Source organism: Pseudomonas sp. TSO6 (assembly GCF_056098905.1).
In genome coordinates, this window is record NZ_JBLZWV010000065.1 from 35,661 (window position 1) to 56,876 (window position 21,216).

Here is a 21,216-nt window from a genome sequence, read left to right on the forward strand (position 1 = left end):
TCAAGACAGTTGGGCATTCTAACGTGTACGCCGTGGCTTTTGCAGCGCCTATCAGACCGAGCGCCGCCCGCGCGGCGCATCGCGACGCAAGGCCGCTCCCACATTTGTTTCGGGCCAGTCATGCCTGTGCCTTTGGCGCGCGTACCCTGGGTGCACGATGCGATATCGAAGGGGACAAGCAAGGGACCGCGCGCCAATGGATCAGGATTGATTGGCCCGAAACAAATGTGGGAGCGGCCTTGCGTCGCGATGCGCCGCGCGGGCGGCGCTCGATCTCCACACCACCACAAAAACAACGCCATACACCCACAAACAAAAAGGTTATCTCTCATTACAGACCAAGGGGTGAAAACCTCCCCCCCGGATGCAGTACAATCGCCCCCTTTTTCTTGGCAACGAGTCGAAGCCAATGATCGAACCCAAGCGCGTCCTGCGCGCCCTAGCCGAACACTGGGCCCTGATCGAGCCGCTGTGCGAGCGTTTCGACCAGGGCACCCTGAGCCTGGTCGAGTTGCGCCAGCATGTGGCCCGCCAGCAGCTCGAAAGCACCCCGCAGGACATCACCCAGCTACTCGACGTGTGGATCCGCCTGGACATCCTGGTCCCGGTGGCCAAGAGCCCGAACCGCTTCGAGCTCAACGCGCAGATCCACGACTTCCTCGCCTACCTGCGCCGCGAACACCGGCTGGGCCTGTGCCTGGAGATCGAAGCCTACCTGCGCCACCTCGAACGCCTCGCCGGCCATATCCAGGACGCCTTCGACAACCGCGACAGCGACGACCTGGCGCGCCAGCTGCGCCTGCTCGACATGCGCGTGCGCGATGTACTGAAAAAGCTCGATAACGACGAACAGGCACTGGTAGCCGTGGCCGAGCGGGCCAAGACCAGCAACCGCCAGATCCCGTTGCGCCAGCGTTACGCCGAAGTACTGGCCACCTGGGACGAATACGTCGAGCCGATGATCCAGCTGGTGAACGCCGACGGCGCCTTCGAACAAGGCGTGCGCAAGGTCGAGACCGTGCTGCTGAAGCTGCTGGGCGAACAGGCCCGCCTGGGCCACCTGGTCGACGACGACATGCTGCTGCGCACCCACGCACGCATCCTGGAAATGCAGACCAGCGCCCAGCTGACCCTGCGCCACGCCCGTGAACTGCTGCTGCCGCTGCGCGAAGAAGCCCGCCGTCACAACGCCGTAACCCGTGGCGCCGCGCTGGCCCTGTCGGTGATCCGGCGCAAGGGCATCGACGCCGTGCCGCAGGCGGCCATGCCGATGTTCACCCGCCCGCAGAGCACCTTCCTCGGCAGTGCCAGCCAGGTCGAGGCCTATGTGTACGCCCTGGCGCGCTTCGAGCCCAAGCCGGCGCGCTTCCCCAAGGCCCACAAGACCCAGTCCGGCGCCCTGCCCCGTGCACCACGCACGGTCAAGGAAATGGCCGAACGCTGCGAACAGGCCCTGCCGCTGCCCGACCTGATGGTCTGGCTGCTGGAGCAGGAGCCCGAAGGCGCCACCGACGAACTGCTGTACTGGTTCTCACGCCTGTCGCGGGAAAAGCGCTTCAAGCGCGAACGCCTCGACCGCCGCGAATACACCACCCAGGAACACCTGGTCAGCCTGCGCTCGTACGCCCTGACCTCCAGCCGCGAAGACGCCACCAGCGCGCCTACCGAACCCAACGCGAGCCCAGCCCATGCATCTTGATCTTTCCGAACTGTCCCAGCTCGCGCCGATCTTCCGCGAGCTGTTCAAAGGCTTCCACGTCAGCCGCCGCGATCCCGAATTGTACGCGCAGCTGTCGAACTTCCAGGACCAGTACCGCACTTTGTTCAAGGCCCTGGGCTTCGAGCTGGTGTGCGACACCCGCGGTTTCTATTACTTCGTGCCGGACATGACCGCCGCGCAGGTCAACAAGACCGCGCAGCGCCTGTCGCTGTTCACCTTCATCCTGGTCGAGCACCTGGCCGACCAGGGCCGTGACCCGATGGCCGTGCTGGACGGCGGCAGCATCGGCCGCGACGAACTCCCCTCGCTGCTGGACAAGTACCGCGACCTGTTCCTGCAGGCCGAAGTGCAGACCGTGGACGAGCTGGAAGAAAAAATCCTGCGCCGCATGACCCAGCTCGGCTTCGCCCATGAAGAAGGCGGCATCTACCGCTTCCTGCCGCCGATGCACCGCTTCCTAGATGTGTGCCTTTCGGTGCAGCAGGACCGCGACTTGGCCGCCACCCTGCACAGCGTCCTGCCGCTGCCGACCCCGGTACTGGTCGAGGAAGAAAGCCCCGAAGAACTCAACCGCACCGACGATCCGCTCGACCTCACGCCCTTCGAGGGCGAGGAAAGCGAAGAGGACGCCCTGGCCCGGGCCATCCGCGAAGAGCAACAGGAGATTGACGCATGAGCCAGGAACGCTACGGCATCCGCCGCTTTGCATTGCTCAACACCGCCGGCTACAGCCTTGGCCTGTTCCCGCTGGAACACCCGCTGTCGGTCTACGGTGCCAACAACCTGGGTAAGTCGGCGTCGATCAACGCCCTGCAGTTCCCGATCCTGGCGCGTATGTCGGACATGAGTTTCGGCAAATACAGCCTCGAGCAGTCGCGCCGTTTCTACTTCGCCAGCGACACCTCGTACATTCTCTGCGAACTGAGCCTGCCCCACGGCCCGCACGTGATCGGTGTGGTCGGCCGCGGCCCGGGCGGCGGCTTCGGCCACCAGTTCTTCGCCTACAAAGGCGAACTGGACCTGGCCCATTACCAGAAGAACGACACCTGCCTGCGCCAGAAAGAGCTGTTCACCAACCTGGAGCGGCTGGGCATCAAAGCCTACGAGCTGAAGCCGGACGAACTGCGCCGCCTGCTGGTTGGCGGCCACACCTCGGTGCCACTGGACCTGACCATGATCCCGCTGCGCTCCACCAGCGAGCAAAGCCTGAAAACCTTCCGCGCGCTGTTCATCAACCTGCTGCACATGCGCGAAATCACCGCGGCCAAGCTCAAGCAGCTGTTCCTGGACGCCTTCGAGCACAGCCTGCGTTCGGGCAGCGTCGACTACATCGCCGCGTGCGAGGAAGCCTTCCGCGACGTGCGCCGCATGGAGCAGGACTACAACGCCCTGGTCGCCGCCGGCCCGCTGGTCGAGGCCCTGGCCGGTGGTGTAGCCCAGCGCGACATCCTGCGCGGCAAGCTGCACCGCATTTCGCCGGTGCTCGATACCCTGCTGGGCACCTGGCAGGAATACGCCATGGCGCGCAAGGAAGAGCTGGTCATCCAGTCCGAGCACTATCGCGGCGAGCAGGACCGCCTGCAGAACGACCAGCGCGGTGGCACTCAGGAGCTGATGCGCCTGGAGCGTGAAATCACCGGTATCCAGCGCTGGCTGGGCGAGCTGTCGGTGCTCAAGCACCGCTTTGCCCTGGTCGATGACGTCAAGGTACTGGAGCAGCAACTGCTGGCAGCCAAGGATGCCCACGACGAACTGGCCGGCGCCCTGGCGCAGTCGCGCCAGTTCAGTGCCGAAGACCTGGACGAGCGCGTACGCGACCTGGAAAAACGCCTGAAGCAGGTCAAGCAGCAGCTGGACCACGCTGACAACAACAGCTACGCCCGCCTGCGCGAAGAGTTCTCGCAGCAGGACGTCGACCGCCTGATGCGCCTGTTCAACGGTGCACTGTTCAGCCTGCCGCTGGGCGACCGTGGCATCGAGCTGGACGACAGCGCCCTGTGGGTAAAATCGCTGGAAGCGGTGCTGGACGGTTTCAAGGGCGAGCGTTTCGAAGCCCCGGGCCTGTCCATCGACCTCACCCACATCGACCCACCGGCGCTGCAGGCCCTGGCCGACCGCGCCGCCCTGCGCGACCAGAAAGAACGCCTGGAAAAAGAGCTGAAGCAGCTCAAGACCCAGCAGGCTGTAACCGCCGACCGCACCGCCTCCAAGGCGCAGACCGAAACCCTGTACCAGCAAGTGCTGGACGCGCAGAAGGCGCTGGAAGACTTCCGCCGCAGCGAAACCCTGGCCGCCGAAGAGCCCGAGAAGCTGGAACAGCTGTCGCAACTGGAAGCCGCCCAGGACGAACTCAAACGCTCCAGTGATGCCTTCACCGAGCGCGTCCAGCAGCTGTCGGCCAAGCTGCAGCTGGTGGGCCGCCAGATCGGCGACCTCGAATCCAAGCAGCGCACCCTGGAAGACGCCCTGCGCCGCCGCCAGCTGCTGCCGGCCGACCTGCCTTACGGCACCCCGTTCATGGAAGCCATCGACGACTCGATGGACAACCTGCTGCCCCTGCTCAACGACTATCAAGACAGCTGGCAGGGCCTGCAACGGGTAGATAACCAGATCGAGGCGCTGTACGCCCAGGTGCGCCTGAAAGGCGTGGCCAAGTTCGACAGCGAAGACGACATGGAGCGCCGCCTGCAGCTGCTGGTGAACGCCTATGCGCACCGTACCGAAGAAGCCCTGACCCTGGCCAAGGCACGCCGCGCCGCGGTCACCGACATCGCCCGGACCCTGCGCAACATCCGCAGTGACTACGACAGCCTCGAGCACCAGCTTGCCCTGTTCAACCGCGAGATCAACAAGCGCCAGGTTTCCAACCTGGAGAGCTTCCGCGTGGTGCTGGCGCCGAACAAGGAAGCGCTCAAGCACATCGACCAGATCATCCACAGCGCCGGCCAGTACGAAGAAGGCGAAACCCTGTCGGTGTTCGACCTGACCCAGAGCGCCGAACAGGACAACAAGAACGAAGAGGCCAAGGAGTACCTGGCGCGCCTGGTGGCGGCCAACCACAACCAGCTGGGCCTGAAAGACCTGTTCGAGCTGGCGTTCGAGATCACCAAGGTCAACGGCCAGCCGATCATCCACGCCGACATCGACGGCGCTGCGTCCAACGGCACCACCATGACCATCAAGGCGCTGACCAACATGTACTTGTTGCTGCACCTGATGGACCGCGACCTGGCCGGGCGCATTCGCCTGCCGTACTACCTGGACGAAGCAGCGGACATCGACGAACGCAACCAGGCCGCACTGCTTGAGACCAGTTTGCAGCTGGGCTTCGTACCGATTCTGGCGAGTGTGAAGCCACAGGTATCGGCGCACGTGGCGATCGACCTGGAAGGCGGCAGCGGGCCGAACGGCATCTACATCGACGAGGCGGACTGGAAGTTCATCAGCCGGCTGGATGAGGTGAAGGCGGTTGTGCGCGAGGATAAGGCCGAGGAACTGGCCTGACATTTGTGTATGGGGCCGCGTTGCGGCCCAATCGCCGGCAAGCCAGCTCCCACAAGTACCGCACAAGGCTCAAGGTCTGCGCAGTACCTGTGGGAGCTGGCTTGCCGGCGGTTGGAGGCCGTAGGCCTCCCGCGATTCAACGGGCTATCAATGAGCCCAAGGCAGGATCGGGATCGCGGTCACTGCGTTCTGCGGGCTGCCTTCGATCATGCGGTCGCTGTACACCAGGTACACCAGCGTATTGCGCTTCTTGTCCAGGAAGCGCACCACCTGCATGGTCTTGAACACCAGCGAGGTGCGTTCCTTGAACACTTCCTCGCCGTCTTTCAACTCACCCTTGAAGTTGATCGGCCCGACCTGACGGCAGGCAATCGACGCCTCCGCACGGTCCTCCGCCAGCCCCAGGCCACCCTTCATGCCGCCAGTCTTGGCCCGCGACAGGTAGCAGGTCACGCCCTCCACCTTGGGGTCGTCAAACGCTTCGACCACGATGCGGTCGTTCGGCCCCAGGAACTTGAAGACAGTGGACACCTGGCCGACTTCCTCGGCCCCGGCCAGCATTGGCAGCGCCAGCGCCACCACGGCAATCACTCGCTTGAACAGGCTCATACCAGCACCAGATTGTCACGGTGTACCAGCTCGGGCTCAGCGCTATAGCCGAGGATCGACTCGATACCATCGGACGACTGACCGATGATCTTCTGCGCCTCCAGGGCGCTGTAGTTGGCCAACCCGCGGGCCACTTCAACACCGTCCGGGCCAACGCACACCACCATCTCGCCACGGCGGAAGCTGCCCTGCACGGTCTTCACGCCAACCGGCAACAGGCTCTTGTTGGCCTGGCGCAGCGCCTGCACGGCACCGGCATCCAGCACCAGGGTGCCACGGGTTTGCAGGTGGCCAGCCAACCACTGCTTGCGCGCGGCCAGCATGCCGCGCTCTGGCGACAGCAAGGTGCCCAGGCGCTCACCTGCCTTGAGGCGGTCCAGCACGCGCTCGATACGGCCACCGATGATGATGGTGTGGGCACCGGAACGGGCGGCCAGGCGCGCGGCACGCAGCTTGGTCTGCATGCCGCCACGGCCCAGGGCACCACCGGTACCGCCGGCCACGGCATCCAGCGTCGGGTCGTCGGCACGGGCTTCGTAGATCAGCTGGGCTTCGGGGTTGTTGCGCGGGTCGGCGTCGAACATGCCATCGCGGTCGGTGAGGATCACCAGCAGGTCGGCCTCGACCAGGTTGGCCACCAACGCCGCGAGGGTGTCGTTGTCGCCGAAGCGGATTTCGTCGGTGACCACGGTGTCGTTTTCGTTGATCACCGGCACCACGCCCAGGTCGACCAAGGTGCGCAGGGTGCTGCGGGCGTTCAAGTAACGCTTGCGGTCGGACAGGTCGTCATGGGTCAGCAGGATTTGCGCGGTGTGCTTGCCGTGTTCGCCGAAGCTCGACTCCCAGGCCTGCACCAGGCGCATCTGGCCGAGCGCGGCAGCGGCCTGCAGCTCGTTCATCGCGCTCGGTCGCGAAGTCCAACCCAGCTGGCTCATGCCGGCAGCCACGGCCCCGGAGGAGACCAGTACCAACTCCACGCCTGCCTCACGCAGCGCGACCATCTGCTCGACCCAAACGGCCATGGCACCGCGGTCGAGGCCCTTGCCATCGGCGGTCAGCAGAGCACTGCCAATCTTCACGACCCAGCGCTTGGCGCCCGTCACCTTGCTTCGCATCTTCTTCCAACCTATGTCGAATCTGTAGATACCGTGGATACAAAAACGCCGCTCCAGAGAGCGGCGTTTAGTGTACTGCAACCGGTCAGTCGCGCACGTAAATGATTTCCGGACCGTCTTCGTCGTCCTCGAAATCATCATCCCAAGCGTCATCGTCACCGATGTCGTGCACGCTCTTGACGCCAGTACGGCGCAGGGTACGCGCGTCGTCCAGGGCCTGCAGCTGGGCACGGGCTTCGTCTTCGATGCGCTGGTCGAGGTCGGCCAGCTCGGCGGCGTAGGCCGGGTCGTTGGCCAGGCGGTCGGCGCGGTCTTCGAGGTAGCGCATCAGGTCGTGGCTGAGCTTGTCGGTACCCTGCTTGGAGATCGCCGAGATCACGTAGACCGGGCCTTCCCACTCCAGGCGATCGATCACCTCCTGAACACGCTCATCGCGCTCGTCGTCCATGACCATGTCCGACTTGTTCAGTACCAGCCAACGCTCACGCTCGGCCAGCGACGGGCTGAAGCGGGTCAGCTCGTTGACGATCACTTCGGCAGCATCGGCCGGGCTGCTTTCGTCCAGCGGCGCAATGTCCACCAGGTGCAGCAGCACGCGGGTGCGCGCCAGGTGCTTGAGGAAGCGGATACCCAGGCCGGCACCGTCGGAAGCGCCTTCGATCAGGCCGGGGATGTCGGCGATGACGAAGCTCTTCCAGCGGTCGACGCTGACCACGCCCAGGTTTGGCACCAGGGTGGTGAACGGGTAGTCGGCCACTTTCGGCTTGGCGGCCGAGACCGAGCGGATGAAGGTACTCTTGCCGGCGTTCGGCAGGCCCAGCAGGCCAACGTCAGCCAACACCTTCATTTCCATCTTCAGGTCGCGCTGGTCACCGGGCTTGCCTGGCGTGGTCTGGCGCGGTGCACGGTTGGTGCTGGACTTGAAACGGGTGTTGCCCAGGCCGTGCCAGCCGCCTTGGGCGACCATCAGCTTCTGGCCAGGGGTGACCAGGTCACCGATCACTTCCTGAGTGGAAGCGTCAATCACGGTAGTGCCGACCGGCACGCGCAGGAACAGGTCTTCACCCTTCTTGCCGGTGCAGTCGGTGCTGCCGCCATTGGAGCCGCGCTGGGCTTCGTGGTGACGGGTGTAGCGGTAGTCGACCAGGGTGTTCAGGTTTTCGTCGGCGACCATGTACACCGAGCCGCCGTCACCGCCGTCACCGCCGTTAGGGCCACCGTTCTCGATGAACTTCTCGCGACGGAAGCTCATGCAACCGTTGCCGCCGTCACCGGCTTTGACCCGAATCGATACTTCGTCAACAAACTTCATTAAAACCGCCTCTCGTCGGTAGACGAGTTGAATGAATCAAAAACATGAGGCTCTTGCAAAAATGAGCGCGGCGGCCCCGTACGACCGTAGAAACCAACGCCGGCAACCCAGACAAACAGCTTTGCAAGAGGCTCACCACAAACGAAAAAGCCCCGTCGCATGACGGGGCTTCTGGAGCGACGTCGCGATTAAGCGGCGACGATGCTCACGTAACGGCGCATGAACTCGCCTTTCTTCTCGAACTTGATCACGCCTTCGATCTTGGCGAACAAGGTGTGGTCCTTGCCCATGCCAACGCCGTAGCCAGCGTGGAATTCAGTGCCGCGCTGACGGACGATGATGTTGCCTGGCTTGATAACCTGGCCGCCATACATCTTCACGCCAAGGCGTTTAGATTCTGAGTCGCGACCGTTACGAGTACTACCACCAGCCTTCTTGTGAGCCATGGTTCAATTCTCCAAATAAATTCAGGGGATCTAGGGGATTAAGCCTGGATGCCGGTGATTTTGATCTCGGTGAACCACTGGCGGTGGCCCATACGCTTCATGTGGTGCTTACGACGACGGAACTTGATGATGCGAACCTTGTCGTGGCGGCCTTGCGAAACGACTTCGGCCACTACTTTAGCGCCAGCAACAACTGGAGCACCGATGGTGACTTCTTCACCGTTGGCGACCAGCAGAACGCGATCGAAAGTCACGGATTCGCCAGTGGCGACTTCCAGTTTTTCGATCTTGAGGAATTCACCTTCAGCGACTTTGTACTGCTTGCCGCCGGTAACGATTACTGCGTAAGACATGGTATTTCTCCGATAATCCTGCTCACCCAGCGCTTTATATGATGAGTATTGGCTGGCATGGCTGCACAAGGCTGGAACGGCCCGGCGCAATTGCGTAAGGCAGGTGCTGCCCAGGAAGTTAGGGTGCGCGATTGTACGCAACCCTGGTTTTGCTTGCAAGTGCCGCCCCCGGCCCGCTGGCACCGCGCCTTGACACACCGGTACCCGCGACCTAGCATGCCGCGCAACCTCACTGGAGCAGCCGATGCAACCCCAAACCTTCTACCGCGCGGTGGCTGATGATTTCAGCGCCGTCGACGAGATCATCAAGAAGCAGCTGACCTCGCGCGTGCCGCTGGTATCGAAGATCGGCGACTATATCACGTCGGCCGGTGGCAAGCGCCTGCGTCCCCTGCTGGTACTGCTGTGTGGCAAGGCCCTGGGCCGCGAAGGCGACGACCTGCGCCTGCTGGCTGCCACCATCGAATTCCTGCACACCGCCACCCTGCTGCACGACGACGTGGTCGACATGTCCGGCATGCGCCGTGGTCGCTCCACCGCCAACGCCCTGTGGGGCAACGCGCCGAGCGTGCTGGTGGGCGACTTCCTTTATTCGCGCTCGTTCGAAATGATGGTCGAACTGGGTTCGATGCCGGTCATGCAGATCCTGTCCAAGGCCACCCGTGTGATTGCCGAAGGTGAAGTGCTGCAGTTGTCGCGGGTACGCGATGCCAGCACCACCGAGGAAATCTACATGGAGGTGATCCGCGGCAAGACCGCGATGCTGTTCGAAGCCTCGACCCACAGCGCCGCCGCGCTGGCCGAAGCCACCGACGAGCAGCGCGAAGCCCTGCGCACCTTCGGTGACCACCTGGGCGTGGCCTTCCAGCTCGTCGACGACCTGCTGGACTACAAGGGCGACTCGCAAACCCTGGGCAAGAACGTCGGTGACGACCTGGCCGAGGGCAAGCCTACCCTGCCGCTGATCTACACCATGCGCGAAGGCACTGCCGAGCAGGCTGCGCTGGTACGCCAGGCGATCCAGAAGGGCGGCCTTGAGGATCTGGAACAGATCCGCGTGGCGGTCGAAGCGTCGGGCGCGCTGAAGTACACCGCAGAGCTGGCGCGCGACTATGTGAAGCGCGCCATTGCATGCCTCGAAGTGCTGCCTGCCAGTGAGTACCGGGATGCCCTGGTTGAGCTGAGCGAGTTTGCGGTCGCGCGAACGCACTGACAGAACGAGTCGCCTTCATTCGCGGGCAAGCCCGCTCCTACAGGATTGCGTCGCCTGTAGGAGCGGGCTTGCCCGCGATGCGTTTTGTCCGGACATAATCACTTCTGGGAAAATACCTTTTACAATGTGGGTTTTTAACCGCCCGTCTGTTTGTTTGAGGAACCGAAGTGAGCACTCTGCCAGCCTGCCCAAAATGCAATTCCGAGTACACCTATGAGGATGGCACTCAGCTGATCTGCCCTGAATGCGCCCACGAGTGGTCTGCCAGTGGCGACGCCGAAGCGGCCAGCGACGAGGCGGTGAAGAAGGACTCGGTTGGCAATATCCTGCAGGACGGCGACACCGTCACCGTGATCAAGGACCTCAAGGTCAAGGGTTCGTCCCTGGTGGTCAAGGTCGGCACCAAGGTCAAGAACATCCGCCTGTGCGACGGCGACCACGATATCGACTGCAAGATCGACGGCATCGGCGCCATGAAGCTGAAGTCCGAGTTCGTTCGCAAAGTCTGATTACACAAAAAAAAGCCAATTGGCGCTTGCTATTCTGATAATAAGAATTATTCTCATTGGGACTGGTATCCAAGGAGAATAGCCATGACTTATCTGATTGACGCTTGGCTTGACCGCCCTCACCCCTACCTGCGCATTCTTCATCGCGAAACCGGCGAAGTGTGCGCGGTGCTTGAAGAAGAAGCGCTCGACGAACTGCGTGACCAAGGCGACCTGGACATGAGCGGGCTGAATTCGAGTGAACCGGGGGTGCTCAAGGAACTGGTGCGCAACCTGTTTCTGTTCTGCTATGCGCGGGCATTGCGCCCGATGGGAACAGACTGGAACTGAGGGCCCTGGCGAGGGCTTCGCCCTCGATCGCGGCGCAAGGCCGCTCCTACAGGGAACGCATCCCGCAGAGGGATCGCATATTCCTGCAGGAGCGGCCTTGTGCCGCGAATGGGCCGCAACGCGGCCCAAGCGGTATTACAGAACGTCGAGCAGCTCGACGTCGAACACCAGCACGCTGTGCGGCGGGATGCTGCCAACGCCTTGGGCGCCGTAGGCCAGCTCGCTCGGCACGTACAGGCGCCATTTGCTGCCGGCATTCATCAGCTGCAGGGCTTCGGTCCAGCCAGCAATCACGCCACCAACCGGGAATTCAGCCGGCTGGCCACGCTCGTAGGAGCTGTCGAACACGGTGCCGTCGATCAGGGTGCCGTGGTAGTGCGTACGCACGTTGTCTTCGCGAGTCGGCTTGGCGCCTTCACCTGCGGTCAGTACTTCGAACTGCAGGCCCGAAGCCAGGGTGGTGATGCCATCACGCTTGGCGTTTTCAGCAAGGAATTCCTTGCCAGCGCCAGCAGCGGCTTCAGCCTTGGCAGCCGCTTCGGCTTGCATGATGTCGCGGATCACTTTGAAGCTGGCCGACAGGTCGGCTTCGCTGACGCGGCTGTCGGCGCCGTTGAAGGCGTCGGTCAGGCCGGCCAGGATGGCTTCCAGGCTAACACCTGGTGGCGGGTTGTCGCGCAGCTGGCCGCCCAGCTGACGGCCGATACCGTAGCTTACGCGCGTTTCGTCGGTAGACAGATTGAGTTCGGACATTGTCGTGCTCCACTGCAGGGCGCAGTGCAGCCGCGCCCTTGATGAAAAGGGCGAGCAGCCTAGCACACTGATGAGCTGCGAGCAGCTACCAGGCCGAACGCTGGGAAATCGGCACCTTAAGGTCTTCTTCGGGGTGCGAACCCATGCCGCACATTTCATCCTGCACCGACCAGTGCACCAGGTTCATCGAGACCATGGGGATGGTTTGCAGCAACTTGCGGGCATCCTCCACCGAGTGCACGCGCAAGCGCTCGCCACGGGTGTCAGACAGCGGGTGGGCGCGGCCTTTGAGCCGGGCTTCAATGAGGTAATCGCCGCCTTCGATGGCGATCAGGTTCACTTCGTCGACATGGCCAGCCCTGGCCTCGAGATTGAGCTGATGCAGGTTCATGTAAGCACCTCGCGATGAGAACCACGCATGAGTGCTCATTTTTCGTACAGGCGAGCCTAAAGCACAAGCCAGAAACGACACCGCCCGTCCGTTTTGCAACAGACGGGCGGTGCAGGCAACAACCGGGCTCAGTGCTTGGTCAGCTTGTCCAGGTAGCCCATGCAGAACGCCGAAACCACAAAGGTCATGTGGATGATCACGTACCACATCAGGTAGTCGGTGGAGATGTTCTGCGCATCCATGAACACCCGCAGCAGGTGAATGGACGAAATCGCCACGATCGACGCAGCCACCTTCATCTTCAGCGACGAGGAGTCCATCTTGCCCAGCCAGTTGAGCTTTTCCTTGCTGTCGTCGATGTCCAGTTGCGAGACGAAGTTCTCGTAGCCGGAGATCATCACCATCACCAGCAGGCCACCCACCAGCGACATGTCGATCAGCGAGAGGATCACCAGGATCAGGTCAGCTTCGCTCAGGGCAAAGACGTTGGGCAGGACGTGGACCACTTCCTGGAAGAATTTCAGCGCCAGGGCCAGCAGGCCGAGGGACAGGCCGAAGTAGATGGGGGCGAGCAGCCAGCGCGAGGCATACATCGCGTTTTCGAGAATACGTTCCATGGAGGGTTTGGGACTCGTCAGGTGACTAAAAAAACGACAGCGAGTATAGCCAGCCACCTGTTACAGCAAAAGCCCGGTGAATGGGGGCTGCTTTGCAGCCCATTCGCAGCACAAGGCTGCTCCTACAACCGACCGCGATCTCCTGTAGGAGCAGCCTTGTGCTGCGAATGGGCCGCAAAGCGGCCCCCGGCATCAATCAGGTCTCAGGATGAAACTGATAATCCCCCAGATTCCGGCACCGCTCGCCATTGATCCGCCGCAACTGGGCCTGCAGGTGCAAGCACCAGATCTGCGGGTCTTCGGATACCTGGTAGCCATGCAAGGTCAGGCTGTCGACAATGGCGTTAAGCACCGATTCGGCCACCAACGGCCCATGAAACGGCCCTTGGGCCTTGATCGCGGAAGGTTGCTCACCGGCCATGCCGGCGGCGAACAGCAGCGTCCACATGCCGTTATCCCCGGCCAGTGGGCGAATGCTGCATTCGATGCGGGTCACCAGGCCCAGGCACTGGCGTGTGAGGCTGAGGTTGCGCATGGCCGCGTCCCCTCCAATAAGCCTTGTTCAGCCTGAACACCAGGCTGTTTCCATCCTGAACGCTGATGCTGTCCTTAAGTTCCAGCATAGAATAACAGCACAGAAAGATGGAAAACCGGCGCTGAACGGTAGCACATCGCCGCCAGCGCCGGTTTATTGACTCAGGCCGGTTTAGCCTGGGCAATCACCTCTTCCAGGCGTTCTTTTTCTGCCTTCTCGATGTCTTCCTCGCTGATCATTTCGGCGATTTCACGCAGGCGCTCCACCACCCGGGCGTTGACGCTGCCCTCGGTAAACAGGCCCTGGTCATCAAGCACCCCGGCCTCCTCGCCCACCAGCAGGCTCAGCGCCTCATCGGCCTGGCTGACCGCGTAAACGTGGAACATGCCGTTCTCCACAGCCTGCAGCACGCGCTCGTCGAGCATCAGCGTGGCGACATTGGCACGCGGAATGATCACCCCCTGCTCGCCGGTCAGGCCACGCGCCTCGCACAGGCGGAAGAAGCCCTCGATCTTCTCGTTGACCCCACCCACGGCCTGCACCTCACCAAACTGGTTGATGGAACCGGTGATGGCAAAGCACTGCTTGAGCGGCGTGCGCGACAAGGCCGAGATCAGCGTACAGGCTTCGCCCAGCGAGGCGCTGTCACCGTCCACATAGCCGTAGGACTGCTCCAGGGCGATACTCGCGGAAATCGCCAGCGGGAACTCCTGGGCATAGCGGCTGCCCAGGTATCCGGTGAGGATCATCACACCCTTGGAGTGGATCGGCTGGCCAAGGTTGACCTCGCGCTCGATGTCGACAATGCCGCTGCCGCCCGGGTACACCGTGGCAGAGATACGCGCCGGCATACCGAACGCCGAGTCGCCCACTTCCAGCACGGTCAGGCCGTTGCACTTGCCGATGGCCGCCCCTTCGGTATCGATCAGGATGATGCCGGCCAGCATGTCGTCCAGCACCCGCTGCGAAACACGCCCGGTGCGGGTGGCCTTGGCCTTGAGCGCACGTTCGATGTGCCCAGCGTCGGTCATTTCGTCACTGGCCAGCTGACGGATGAAATCGGCTTCGCTGACCAGCTGGAACAGGTCGCCGATACGCGCCGACAGGCGTGACTGGTTCTCTGCCAGGCGGGCGCTGTAGGTGGCCAGGCGTGCTACCGCGTCACTGGTCAGCGGCGCCATGCCCTCTTCGTTGGTACGGGTACGCAACAGCTGGGCGAACTGCTCCAGGTTCTCGTCGACCATGGGCATGTCTTCGTCGAAGTCCACCAGCACGCGGAACATCTCCTGGAAGTCCGGGTCGTGGTCCTGCAATGCGTAGTACAGCTGGCGCGAGCCGATAATCACCAGCTTCACGTTCAGCGGAATCATCTGCGGCTGAAGGCTGACGCTGGCCACACGGCCGAGTTCACCGATGGGTGACTCCATCTTCAGCTTGCGCGACTGCAGCGCACGCTTGAGCGCATCCCACACGAACGGCTCGCCGAGCATTTTCTCGGCTTCAAGAATCAGGAAGCCGCCGTTGGCACGGTGCAACGCGCCTGGGCGCAGCTGGCGGTACGAGGTGTACAGCGCGCCCTGGTCGGTGCTGTATTCGATGCGGCCGAACAGGTTGTCGTAAGTCGGGTGCGGCTCAAACACCACTGGCGCGCCACCGGCGGCATGGTGGCCGACCACCAGGCTTGGGGCGTACTGCTCTTCCAGCAGCTTGCGCGCGGCGGCGTCGGTCTTGCTGTCGTCGACCAGTTGCTCGACCACGGTGCGCAGCAGGTTGAGTTGCACCGACTGCAGGTAGGCGCACACCGCGGCGTTCTCGGCGTACTTTTCCGACAGCGGTGCCAGCAACGGCTGCAAGGCCAGGGTGATGGTTTCTTCGTTGAGCTGGCGCAGCTGGTTGTTCGACTCGCGCTTCCACTGCGGCAGGCTGGCCAGCTCTTCGTTCAGCTGTTCCTCGAGCGAGGCAATGTCTTCGTGGAACTGCTCGCGCACCGCTTCCGGCAACTGGGCGAACTCGGCTTCGTCCAGCGCCTTGCCGTCAGCCATCGGGGTGAAGGCGACGTTGCTGGCGTCGCGGTACAAGGCCACGTCCTTTTCCAGCGAGGCCCGCTCGATCACATCCAGGGCGCGGTCATAGCGCTGGTTGAAGGCACGGTCGATGGCGCCTTTCTTCTGTTGGTACGACGGGTGCTCGAACACTGCCGGGAAGGTGGACAGCAGGTTGTCGATCAATCCGCCCATGTCGCTGATGAACTCGGCGGCGCTGCCAGACGGCAGCTCCAGGGCGCGGGGCTCGCGGGTGTCATCGAAGTGGTTGACGTAGACCCAGTCGGCCGGGGTCTGCTGGCGCTTGCCCTCAGCCTTGAGGTAGCGCTTGACGAACGAGAAGCGCCCGGTGCCGGGCTCGCCCATCACGTATACGTTGTAACCGGGGCGGGGCATGGCCACGCCGAACTGCAGGGCCTCGACAGCACGTTCCTGGCCCAGGACTCCGCGAAACGGCTCCAGATCGTCGGTATGGGTAAAGGCAAACTGCTCGGGGGAGAAACGCCGGGTCAGGGCTTCAGGCGCGAGACGCAGGCGCGCAGCGACAGGATCGGGCATTGGGTTTCCTTACTTCGGCGGGGCAGATGAGCAGCATTCTGGCGCTGCCTCAGCGCGCCTTGCAAGGCTCTACGGGACTTTATATCGCGGCAGCTCGCAGCCCGTGCAGGTCATGTAACAGCAAATTTTTCGCAATCAACAACGCAACCTTTAGATCGTGCCTAAACTCCAAGCTGCGCGGGTGGGTGAAAAGCTTTCCCGACCTGGCAACCGAGTTGCCAGAAACCCTGACCCTTGGTTAAGACAAAGAGAACAAATGCTATGAAACGGATTCTTCTGGGTACTCTGTTCACCGTGGTCTCGCTCAACGCCATGGCCGAAGCGCCTGGCGGCCCGAACTGCGGCTGGGGCAACATGCTGTTCGAAGGCCAGCGCGGCACTCCGGCACACTTCCTGGCTTCAACCACCAACGGCACTTCCGGTAACGCCACCTTCGGCATGACCTCCGGCACCAACGGCTGCTCGACCAAGGCTTCGCTGACCTACGGCGGCAAGTCCTGGTTTGCCATGAACGGCATGATGAACGAGCTGTCCGAAGACATGGCCATGGGCCAGGGCGAAGCACTGACCACCTATGCTGTAGTGCTTGGCGTGGCCCCGGAAGACCGCGTCTACTTCAACTCGGTTACCCACCAGCACTTCAACCAGATCTTCAGCAGCGCCGATGTCACTGCCGAAACTGTCCACACCAACACCTTGGCCGTTCTGAAGAGCGACCCACGCCTGGCCAAATACGCTTCCGAGGCCTAAGCACTGCTGTTCCCGCCCCCCCACGGGGGCGGGTTTCGCCTTTTTCGGCATCGTGAAGAAGTAGTTGCCTGATATGCTCAAACGCCTCGCTTCCCTGGCGCTGTGTGCCTGCGCCCCTGTTCATGCCGCGCCCGTGCTGGATCAAGGCCGTCTCCAGCAACTGGCAAATACCCCTTACTGGCTCGCCATTGGTCACTACGAAACCGCCAAGCTTGGTGGCTGGCGCAGCTATGTGGACGATGACGCCTTCTTCCTCGCCGAGGACGGTGCGCACCACCCCGACCAAGAGCTGCAAGCCACGGTCAAAGCGCTGTATGCCCCGGCCAGCCTCGGCGACAAGCACGCCCAATGCGTATTCCCCGCCCGCACCCGCTGGCTGCGCGAACAGCTTGACCTGCAAGGCTTGCCGCAACCGGACTGCCAGGAGTTCAAGACCTGGTACAAGTCGATCGACCCGCACAGCGCCGCGTTGATCTTTCCGGCGGCCTACCTGAACAGCCCGTCGTCGATGTTCGGCCACACCCTGCTGCGCATCGACCAGTCCAGCACCCGCAGCGACGACACCACGCTGCTGAGCTACGCGATCAACTTCGGCGCCTACATCGAAGGCAGCGACAACAGCATCCTGTACGCCTGGAAGGGCCTGATGGGCGGCTACCCAGGGCTGTTCGCGCTGATGCCCTACCAGGAAAAACTGTCCGAATACCGCAGCCTGGAAAACCGCGACCTGTGGGAATACCAGCTGGACCTCACCCCCGAAGAAACCGGGCGCATGGTCGAGCATGTGTGGGAACTCAAGCAGATCCAGTTCGACTACTTCTTCTTCGACGAAAACTGCTCGTATCGCCTGCTGGAGCTGCTGCAAGTGGCCCGGCCGAGCCTGGACCTGACCTCGCAGTTCCCGCTGACCGCCATCCCGACCGATACGGTCAAGGCCGTAAAACAGTCCGGCCTGGTCGCCAGCGAGGTGTACCGCCCTTCCCGCGAACGTGAATTGCTGGCCCGGGCGGAGCCGCTTGACCACAACGAAAAGCGTCAGGTGCTGGCCGTGAGTGCCAACACCGCACAACTGCAAAGCACCGAATTCAAGGCCCTGCCCCGGGAACGCCAGGCGTTGGTACAAGACGCCGCCTATCGCCTGGAGCGCTACCGGGCCAATGGCCAGGAACGCGACCCCGGGCAGGCGAAACGCAGCTTCGAGCTGCTGCGGGCGATCAACAGCAACCCGCCGCCGCCCTTGCAGATCGAGCGCCCCGGCCTGCCCGAGGATGGCCATGACTCACGCACCTGGCAACTGGGCGTGGGCACCCGTGAAGACCGCGCCTACGCCGAGTACGGCCTGCGCATGGCCTACCACGACCTGAACGACAATGCCTACGGCTTCCCGCTGGGGGCACAAATCGAGATCCTGCAGCTGAAGGTGCGCCAGTACGAGGGTAATGACTGGCAGGTGCAGCGCCTGGACCTGGCCACCATTCGCTCGCTGACACCCCGTAACGAGCTGCTCAAACCCTGGTCGTGGCAGGTGGCCGGCGGCCTGGAGCGGGTGCCGGGCAAGCATGATGACGAGGTGCTGGTAAGCCACGTGAACGGCGGCGCCGGTGGCACCTGGCAACTGGCCGACGGGTTGCTGGGTTTTGCCCTGGGCACGGTGCGGGTCGAGCATCACAACGACTTCGCCCAGTTCATCGCCCCGGCGGCAGGGTTCAATGGCGGCCTGCTGTGGCGCAACGGCTTGGGCAACATGACGCTGGAGGCCAAGGGTGATTACTTCACCAACGGCGAAGTGCGGCGCAGCGTGAGCCTGAACCAGCAGTGGGAGCTCAGCCAGAACCTGGGGCTGCGGTTGAGTGCCTCGCGCGAGTTCAGCCACCTGGCTACCGCACAGAACGAGGTAATGCTCGAATTGAAGTGGTACCACTACTGAGCGATCCAATCGACTCTTTGACACTGTTTTGACAGCTCCTCGACAAATGGCCGCCTAGACTTTCCACTATCTACGGGAGGGTCTGGTGGTCATGTCGCGGTACTGGTTCGGCGTGTGCATTGCGTTGTTGCTGTCAGGTTGCGAAACCACTCACGAGCAGATGCTCAACCATGGTTATCCCCCTGCCTATGCCGATGGCTTTGAGGATGGCTGCAGCAGCGGCCGGCAGGCGGCCGGGCTGATGGTGGGCGGCTTCAGCAAGAACGTGCCGCGCTACCTGCACGAGCGCCAGTACGAAACCGGCTGGGACGACGGCTTCCGCCAGTGCCACGCCATGCAGAACAGTGAAGAACAGCGCGAGTACCACGAACGCTTCTGGGACCAGCGCGACCGCGATTGGGAACAGGAAAAGGACCGTGGCGCCGCCAAGGCTTATCGCCACAACTGAGTCGCAAACGGACATTCCTTGAAACCGGCGGCCTGACATGATGGTCTCCTGCACATAGGAGGCCCTACATGAGCCGAGCATTCGTCAACGAAGACCAGGCTGCCGCCCAGGCCGACCAGCCGGTCGAGCGTCGTGTCAGCGAACAACCCAACTACCTCACCGCCAACGGCCTGCGCCAGCTCCAGGCCCGCGTGGCCGAGCTGAATGCCTTGCGCAGCGAACTGCAGGCGCAGGGCGAACGTGGCGACAAGCAGCGGCTGGCCGATACCGAGCGGGACCTGCGTTACTTCAGTGCGCGAGTGCAGAGTGCCCAGGTGGTGCCCGCAGCCACCTCACACAGCAAGGTGCAGATTGGTAGCCGGGTGCGGTTTGTCGATGCGCAGGACCAGGAGCAGGTGGTGCAGCTGGTGGGCGAGGATGAAGCGAATGCCGGGCGGGGGTTGATCAACTGGGGTTCGCCACTGGGGCGGGCGTTGCTGGGCGCGGGGCCTGGGGATGAAGTGGTTTGGCGGCGACCGGTGGGGGATCAGGTGATTGAAGTGGTCGGGATCGAGGGTGAGCCCTGAGGAGGCCGCCGTGCGGCCCATCGCCGGCAAGCCAGCTCCCACAGGGACATCACAGCCCTCGAGCCCTGTGATGACCCTGTGGGAGCTGGCTTGCCGGCGATGGGCTGCAAAGCAGCCCCAAAAAACTTCAGGTCAGACTACGCCTTGGGCCAGCATCGCATCAGCCACTTTCACAAAGCCTGCGATGTTCGCACCTTTGACGTAGTTGATACGGCCATCCGCTTCTTCACCGTAGTGCACGCAAGCATGGTGAATCGACTGCATGATGTTGTGCAGCTTGCTGTCCACTTCACCGGCAGTCCACAGCAGGCGCATGGCGTTCTGCGACATCTCCAGGCCCGAAACGGCCACGCCGCCGGCGTTGGAGGCTTTGCCCGGGGCATACAGGAGGCCGGCGTCCAGGAAGATATCCACAGCTTCGAGGGTGGTCGGCATGTTGGCGCCTTCGGCCACGCAGATGCAGCCATTGCGCAGCAGCGTACGGGCGTCTTCGGCGCCCAGCTCGTTCTGCGTGGCGCACGGCAGGGCGATGTCGCACGGCAGGCTCCACGGGGTCTGGCCCTTGCGGAACTCCAGGCCGTACTGCCCGGCCAGTTCGCTCAGGCGGCCACGCTTGACGTTCTTCAGCTCCATCAAGGCGTCCCACTGGGCATCGGTCAGGCCGGCTTCGACGTACAGGGTGCCTTCGGAGTCGGACAGCGAGATCACCTTGCCGCCCAGGTCCATCACTTTACGCGCCGCATACTGGGCCACGTTGCCCGAGCCGGAAACTGCCACGCGGCGGCCGTCGATACGCTTGCCCTGGCGCTTGAGCATTTCTTCGGCGAAGTACACGCAGCCGAAGCCGGTGGCTTCCGGGCGGATCAGGCTGCCGCCGTAGGTCATGCCTTTACCGGTCAGCACCGACGTGAACTGGTTGGCCAGGCGCTTGTACTGGCCAAACATGAAGCCGATTTCGCGGGCACCCACGCCGATGTCGCCGGCCGGTACGTCGCAGTCAGCCCCGATGTGGCGGTACAGCTCGCTCATGAACGCCTGGCAGAAGCGCATCACTTCGGCGTCGCTCTTGCCTTTCGGGTCGAAGTCCGAGCCGCCCTTGCCGCCGCCCATGGGCAGCGAGGTCAGGGAGTTCTTGAAAACCTGCTCGAAAGCCAGGAACTTCAGCACGCTGAGGTTTACCGACGGGTGGAAGCGCAGGCCGCCCTTGTACGGGCCGATGGCGCTGCTCATCTGGATGCGGTAGCCGCGGTTGACCTGCACCTTGCCTTGGTCATCGACCCAGGAAACGCGGAACAGCACCGCGCGCTCAGGCTCGACCATACGCTCGAGAATGCCCGATTGCAGGTAGTGGGGGTTGGCTTCAAGGAACGGCCACAGGGTGCGCAGCACTTCTTCCACCGCCTGGTGGAATTCCGGTTGGCCGGGGTCACGCTGTTGCAGGCGTGCAAGGAAATGGTCGACAGATTCGATCATGGTAGACATCTCACCAAGAGGATTGGACTTATTGGTTTTTTTTCG

Annotated in this window: 21 protein-coding genes; 10 read left to right on the plus strand and 11 right to left on the minus strand. The window is 62.8% G+C overall.

Translation table 11 applies throughout. The features are described from left to right. Nucleotides 1-409: 409 nt before the first annotated feature. Genes mksB through mksF form a run of 3 tightly spaced genes read left to right on the plus strand, consistent with a single transcriptional unit; the run spans nt 410 to nt 5,224 of the window. On the plus strand, nt 410-1,699 hold the full coding sequence (gene mksB / locus ACN6NG_RS25555; RefSeq protein ID WP_063423700.1) for an Mks condensin complex protein MksB: 1,290 nt from the start codon (nt 410-412) through the stop codon (nt 1,697-1,699). Continuing rightward, nucleotides 1,689-2,396 carry an Mks condensin complex protein MksE gene (gene mksE, locus ACN6NG_RS25560; protein WP_016484836.1) on the plus strand — a complete coding sequence of 236 codons (708 nt, stop codon included), beginning with the start codon at nt 1,689-1,691 and terminating at the stop codon, nt 2,394-2,396. The genes mksB and mksE overlap by 11 nt, the downstream gene beginning before the upstream one ends. Beyond that, a complete protein-coding gene (mksF, locus tag ACN6NG_RS25565; protein ID WP_341797523.1) occupies nt 2,393-5,224 on the plus strand; it encodes an Mks condensin complex protein MksF in 2,832 nt (943 codons plus the stop codon). The genes mksE and mksF overlap by 4 nt, the downstream gene beginning before the upstream one ends. Before the next feature lie 147 nt (nt 5,225-5,371). Here the strand turns inward: mksF and ACN6NG_RS25570 are convergent, their stop codons facing one another. The 5 genes from ACN6NG_RS25570 to rplU form a co-directional block, all read right to left on the minus strand. Beyond that, the gene (locus ACN6NG_RS25570) at nt 5,372-5,833 is read right to left on the minus strand and encodes a CreA family protein (RefSeq protein ID WP_049278050.1); all 462 of its coding nucleotides are present in this window, start codon (nt 5,831-5,833) and stop codon (nt 5,372-5,374) included. After that, nucleotides 5,830-6,948, minus strand: coding sequence for a glutamate 5-kinase (proB, locus tag ACN6NG_RS25575; RefSeq protein ID WP_016501542.1), 1,119 nt, complete (start codon nt 6,946-6,948; stop codon nt 5,830-5,832). The genes ACN6NG_RS25570 and proB overlap by 4 nt, the downstream gene beginning before the upstream one ends. A gap of 85 nt (nt 6,949-7,033) precedes the next feature. After that, a complete protein-coding gene (gene cgtA, locus ACN6NG_RS25580) occupies nt 7,034-8,260 on the minus strand; it encodes an Obg family GTPase CgtA (protein WP_016501543.1) in 1,227 nt (408 codons plus the stop codon). A 188-nt stretch (nt 8,261-8,448) separates the two neighbouring features. After that, on the minus strand, nt 8,449-8,706 hold the full coding sequence (rpmA, locus tag ACN6NG_RS25585; protein WP_003247464.1) for a 50S ribosomal protein L27: 258 nt from the start codon (nt 8,704-8,706) through the stop codon (nt 8,449-8,451). Nucleotides 8,707-8,744: 38 nt separating this feature from the next. Next, nucleotides 8,745-9,059 carry a 50S ribosomal protein L21 gene (gene rplU / locus ACN6NG_RS25590; protein ID WP_003247466.1) on the minus strand — a complete coding sequence of 105 codons (315 nt, stop codon included), beginning with the start codon at nt 9,057-9,059 and terminating at the stop codon, nt 8,745-8,747. 244 nt (nt 9,060-9,303) lie between these two features. Here rplU and ACN6NG_RS25595 point away from each other — a divergent pair, with 244 nt between their 5' ends. From ACN6NG_RS25595 to ACN6NG_RS25605, 3 genes are all read left to right on the plus strand, one after another. Next, nucleotides 9,304-10,272 carry a polyprenyl synthetase family protein gene (locus ACN6NG_RS25595; protein WP_016501544.1) on the plus strand — a complete coding sequence of 323 codons (969 nt, stop codon included), beginning with the start codon at nt 9,304-9,306 and terminating at the stop codon, nt 10,270-10,272. Nucleotides 10,273-10,439: 167 nt separating this feature from the next. Beyond that, the gene (locus ACN6NG_RS25600) at nt 10,440-10,781 is read left to right on the plus strand and encodes a zinc ribbon domain-containing protein YjdM (RefSeq protein WP_043198767.1); all 342 of its coding nucleotides are present in this window, start codon (nt 10,440-10,442) and stop codon (nt 10,779-10,781) included. An 84-nt stretch (nt 10,782-10,865) separates the two neighbouring features. Next, nucleotides 10,866-11,111, plus strand: coding sequence for a PA4570 family protein (locus ACN6NG_RS25605; protein WP_016484829.1), 246 nt, complete (start codon nt 10,866-10,868; stop codon nt 11,109-11,111). Nucleotides 11,112-11,246: 135 nt separating this feature from the next. Here the strand turns inward: ACN6NG_RS25605 and ACN6NG_RS25610 are convergent, their stop codons facing one another. The 5 genes from ACN6NG_RS25610 to ACN6NG_RS25630 form a co-directional block, all read right to left on the minus strand. Further along, complete coding sequence (locus ACN6NG_RS25610; protein ID WP_016484828.1) at nt 11,247-11,864, minus strand: FKBP-type peptidyl-prolyl cis-trans isomerase; 618 nt, start codon at nt 11,862-11,864, stop codon at nt 11,247-11,249. 85 nt (nt 11,865-11,949) lie between these two features. After that, on the minus strand, nt 11,950-12,255 hold the full coding sequence (locus ACN6NG_RS25615; RefSeq protein WP_016501545.1) for a DUF6482 family protein: 306 nt from the start codon (nt 12,253-12,255) through the stop codon (nt 11,950-11,952). Nucleotides 12,256-12,383: 128 nt separating this feature from the next. After that, a complete protein-coding gene (locus ACN6NG_RS25620) occupies nt 12,384-12,872 on the minus strand; it encodes a TIGR00645 family protein (protein WP_016501546.1) in 489 nt (162 codons plus the stop codon). Between the two features lie 196 nt (nt 12,873-13,068). Continuing rightward, nucleotides 13,069-13,407: a PA4575 family protein gene (locus ACN6NG_RS25625; RefSeq protein ID WP_016484826.1), complete on the minus strand. Its 339-nt coding sequence runs from the start codon at nt 13,405-13,407 to the stop codon at nt 13,069-13,071. Nucleotides 13,408-13,568: 161 nt separating this feature from the next. Continuing rightward, nucleotides 13,569-16,007, minus strand: a complete 2,439-nt coding sequence (locus ACN6NG_RS25630) for a Lon protease family protein (protein WP_197863234.1) — start codon at nt 16,005-16,007, stop codon at nt 13,569-13,571. Between the two features lie 261 nt (nt 16,008-16,268). Here ACN6NG_RS25630 and ACN6NG_RS25635 point away from each other — a divergent pair, with 261 nt between their 5' ends. The 4 genes from ACN6NG_RS25635 to ACN6NG_RS25650 all read left to right on the plus strand — a co-directional run bounded on the left by ACN6NG_RS25635 (nt 16,269) and on the right by ACN6NG_RS25650 (nt 19,698). After that, nucleotides 16,269-16,757 carry a DUF3015 domain-containing protein gene (locus ACN6NG_RS25635; protein ID WP_086978232.1) on the plus strand — a complete coding sequence of 163 codons (489 nt, stop codon included), beginning with the start codon at nt 16,269-16,271 and terminating at the stop codon, nt 16,755-16,757. A 73-nt stretch (nt 16,758-16,830) separates the two neighbouring features. Beyond that, on the plus strand, nt 16,831-18,684 hold the full coding sequence (locus ACN6NG_RS25640) for an Lnb N-terminal periplasmic domain-containing protein (protein ID WP_063423696.1): 1,854 nt from the start codon (nt 16,831-16,833) through the stop codon (nt 18,682-18,684). A 91-nt stretch (nt 18,685-18,775) separates the two neighbouring features. After that, nucleotides 18,776-19,132 carry a lipoprotein gene (locus ACN6NG_RS25645; protein ID WP_041167873.1) on the plus strand — a complete coding sequence of 119 codons (357 nt, stop codon included), beginning with the start codon at nt 18,776-18,778 and terminating at the stop codon, nt 19,130-19,132. 68 nt (nt 19,133-19,200) lie between these two features. Beyond that, nucleotides 19,201-19,698: a GreA/GreB family elongation factor gene (locus ACN6NG_RS25650; RefSeq protein ID WP_474316828.1), complete on the plus strand. Its 498-nt coding sequence runs from the start codon at nt 19,201-19,203 to the stop codon at nt 19,696-19,698. A gap of 132 nt (nt 19,699-19,830) precedes the next feature. Here the strand turns inward: ACN6NG_RS25650 and gdhA are convergent, their stop codons facing one another. Then, nucleotides 19,831-21,171 (minus strand): NADP-specific glutamate dehydrogenase, encoded by a 1,341-nt coding sequence (gdhA, locus tag ACN6NG_RS25655; RefSeq protein ID WP_474316830.1) that lies wholly within the window; start codon nt 21,169-21,171, stop codon nt 19,831-19,833. Nucleotides 21,172-21,216: the final 45 nt, after the last annotated feature.

Bases quoted from the DNA above. Each gene is read 5' to 3' on its own strand.
- mksB (WP_063423700.1), top strand. From the start codon at position 410: ATGATCGAACCCAAGCGCGTCCTGCGCGCCCTAGCCGAACACTGGGCC.
- mksE (WP_016484836.1), top strand. From the start codon at position 1,689: ATGCATCTTGATCTTTCCGAACTGTCCCAGCTCGCGCCGATCTTCCGC.
- mksF (WP_341797523.1), top strand. From the start codon at position 2,393: ATGAGCCAGGAACGCTACGGCATCCGCCGCTTTGCATTGCTCAACACC.
- ACN6NG_RS25570 (WP_049278050.1), bottom strand. From the start codon at position 5,833: ATGAGCCTGTTCAAGCGAGTGATTGCCGTGGTGGCGCTGGCGCTGCCA.
- proB (WP_016501542.1), bottom strand. From the start codon at position 6,948: ATGCGAAGCAAGGTGACGGGCGCCAAGCGCTGGGTCGTGAAGATTGGC.
- cgtA (WP_016501543.1), bottom strand. From the start codon at position 8,260: ATGAAGTTTGTTGACGAAGTATCGATTCGGGTCAAAGCCGGTGACGGC.
- rpmA (WP_003247464.1), bottom strand. From the start codon at position 8,706: ATGGCTCACAAGAAGGCTGGTGGTAGTACTCGTAACGGTCGCGACTCA.
- rplU (WP_003247466.1), bottom strand. From the start codon at position 9,059: ATGTCTTACGCAGTAATCGTTACCGGCGGCAAGCAGTACAAAGTCGCT.
- ACN6NG_RS25595 (WP_016501544.1), top strand. From the start codon at position 9,304: ATGCAACCCCAAACCTTCTACCGCGCGGTGGCTGATGATTTCAGCGCC.
- ACN6NG_RS25605 (WP_016484829.1), top strand. From the start codon at position 10,866: ATGACTTATCTGATTGACGCTTGGCTTGACCGCCCTCACCCCTACCTG.
- ACN6NG_RS25610 (WP_016484828.1), bottom strand. From the start codon at position 11,864: ATGTCCGAACTCAATCTGTCTACCGACGAAACGCGCGTAAGCTACGGT.
- ACN6NG_RS25615 (WP_016501545.1), bottom strand. From the start codon at position 12,255: ATGAACCTGCATCAGCTCAATCTCGAGGCCAGGGCTGGCCATGTCGAC.
- ACN6NG_RS25620 (WP_016501546.1), bottom strand. From the start codon at position 12,872: ATGGAACGTATTCTCGAAAACGCGATGTATGCCTCGCGCTGGCTGCTC.
- ACN6NG_RS25625 (WP_016484826.1), bottom strand. From the start codon at position 13,407: ATGCGCAACCTCAGCCTCACACGCCAGTGCCTGGGCCTGGTGACCCGC.
- ACN6NG_RS25630 (WP_197863234.1), bottom strand. From the start codon at position 16,007: ATGCCCGATCCTGTCGCTGCGCGCCTGCGTCTCGCGCCTGAAGCCCTG.
- ACN6NG_RS25635 (WP_086978232.1), top strand. From the start codon at position 16,269: ATGAAACGGATTCTTCTGGGTACTCTGTTCACCGTGGTCTCGCTCAAC.
- ACN6NG_RS25640 (WP_063423696.1), top strand. From the start codon at position 16,831: ATGCTCAAACGCCTCGCTTCCCTGGCGCTGTGTGCCTGCGCCCCTGTT.
- ACN6NG_RS25645 (WP_041167873.1), top strand. From the start codon at position 18,776: ATGTCGCGGTACTGGTTCGGCGTGTGCATTGCGTTGTTGCTGTCAGGT.
- ACN6NG_RS25650 (WP_474316828.1), top strand. From the start codon at position 19,201: ATGAGCCGAGCATTCGTCAACGAAGACCAGGCTGCCGCCCAGGCCGAC.
- gdhA (WP_474316830.1), bottom strand. From the start codon at position 21,171: ATGATCGAATCTGTCGACCATTTCCTTGCACGCCTGCAACAGCGTGAC.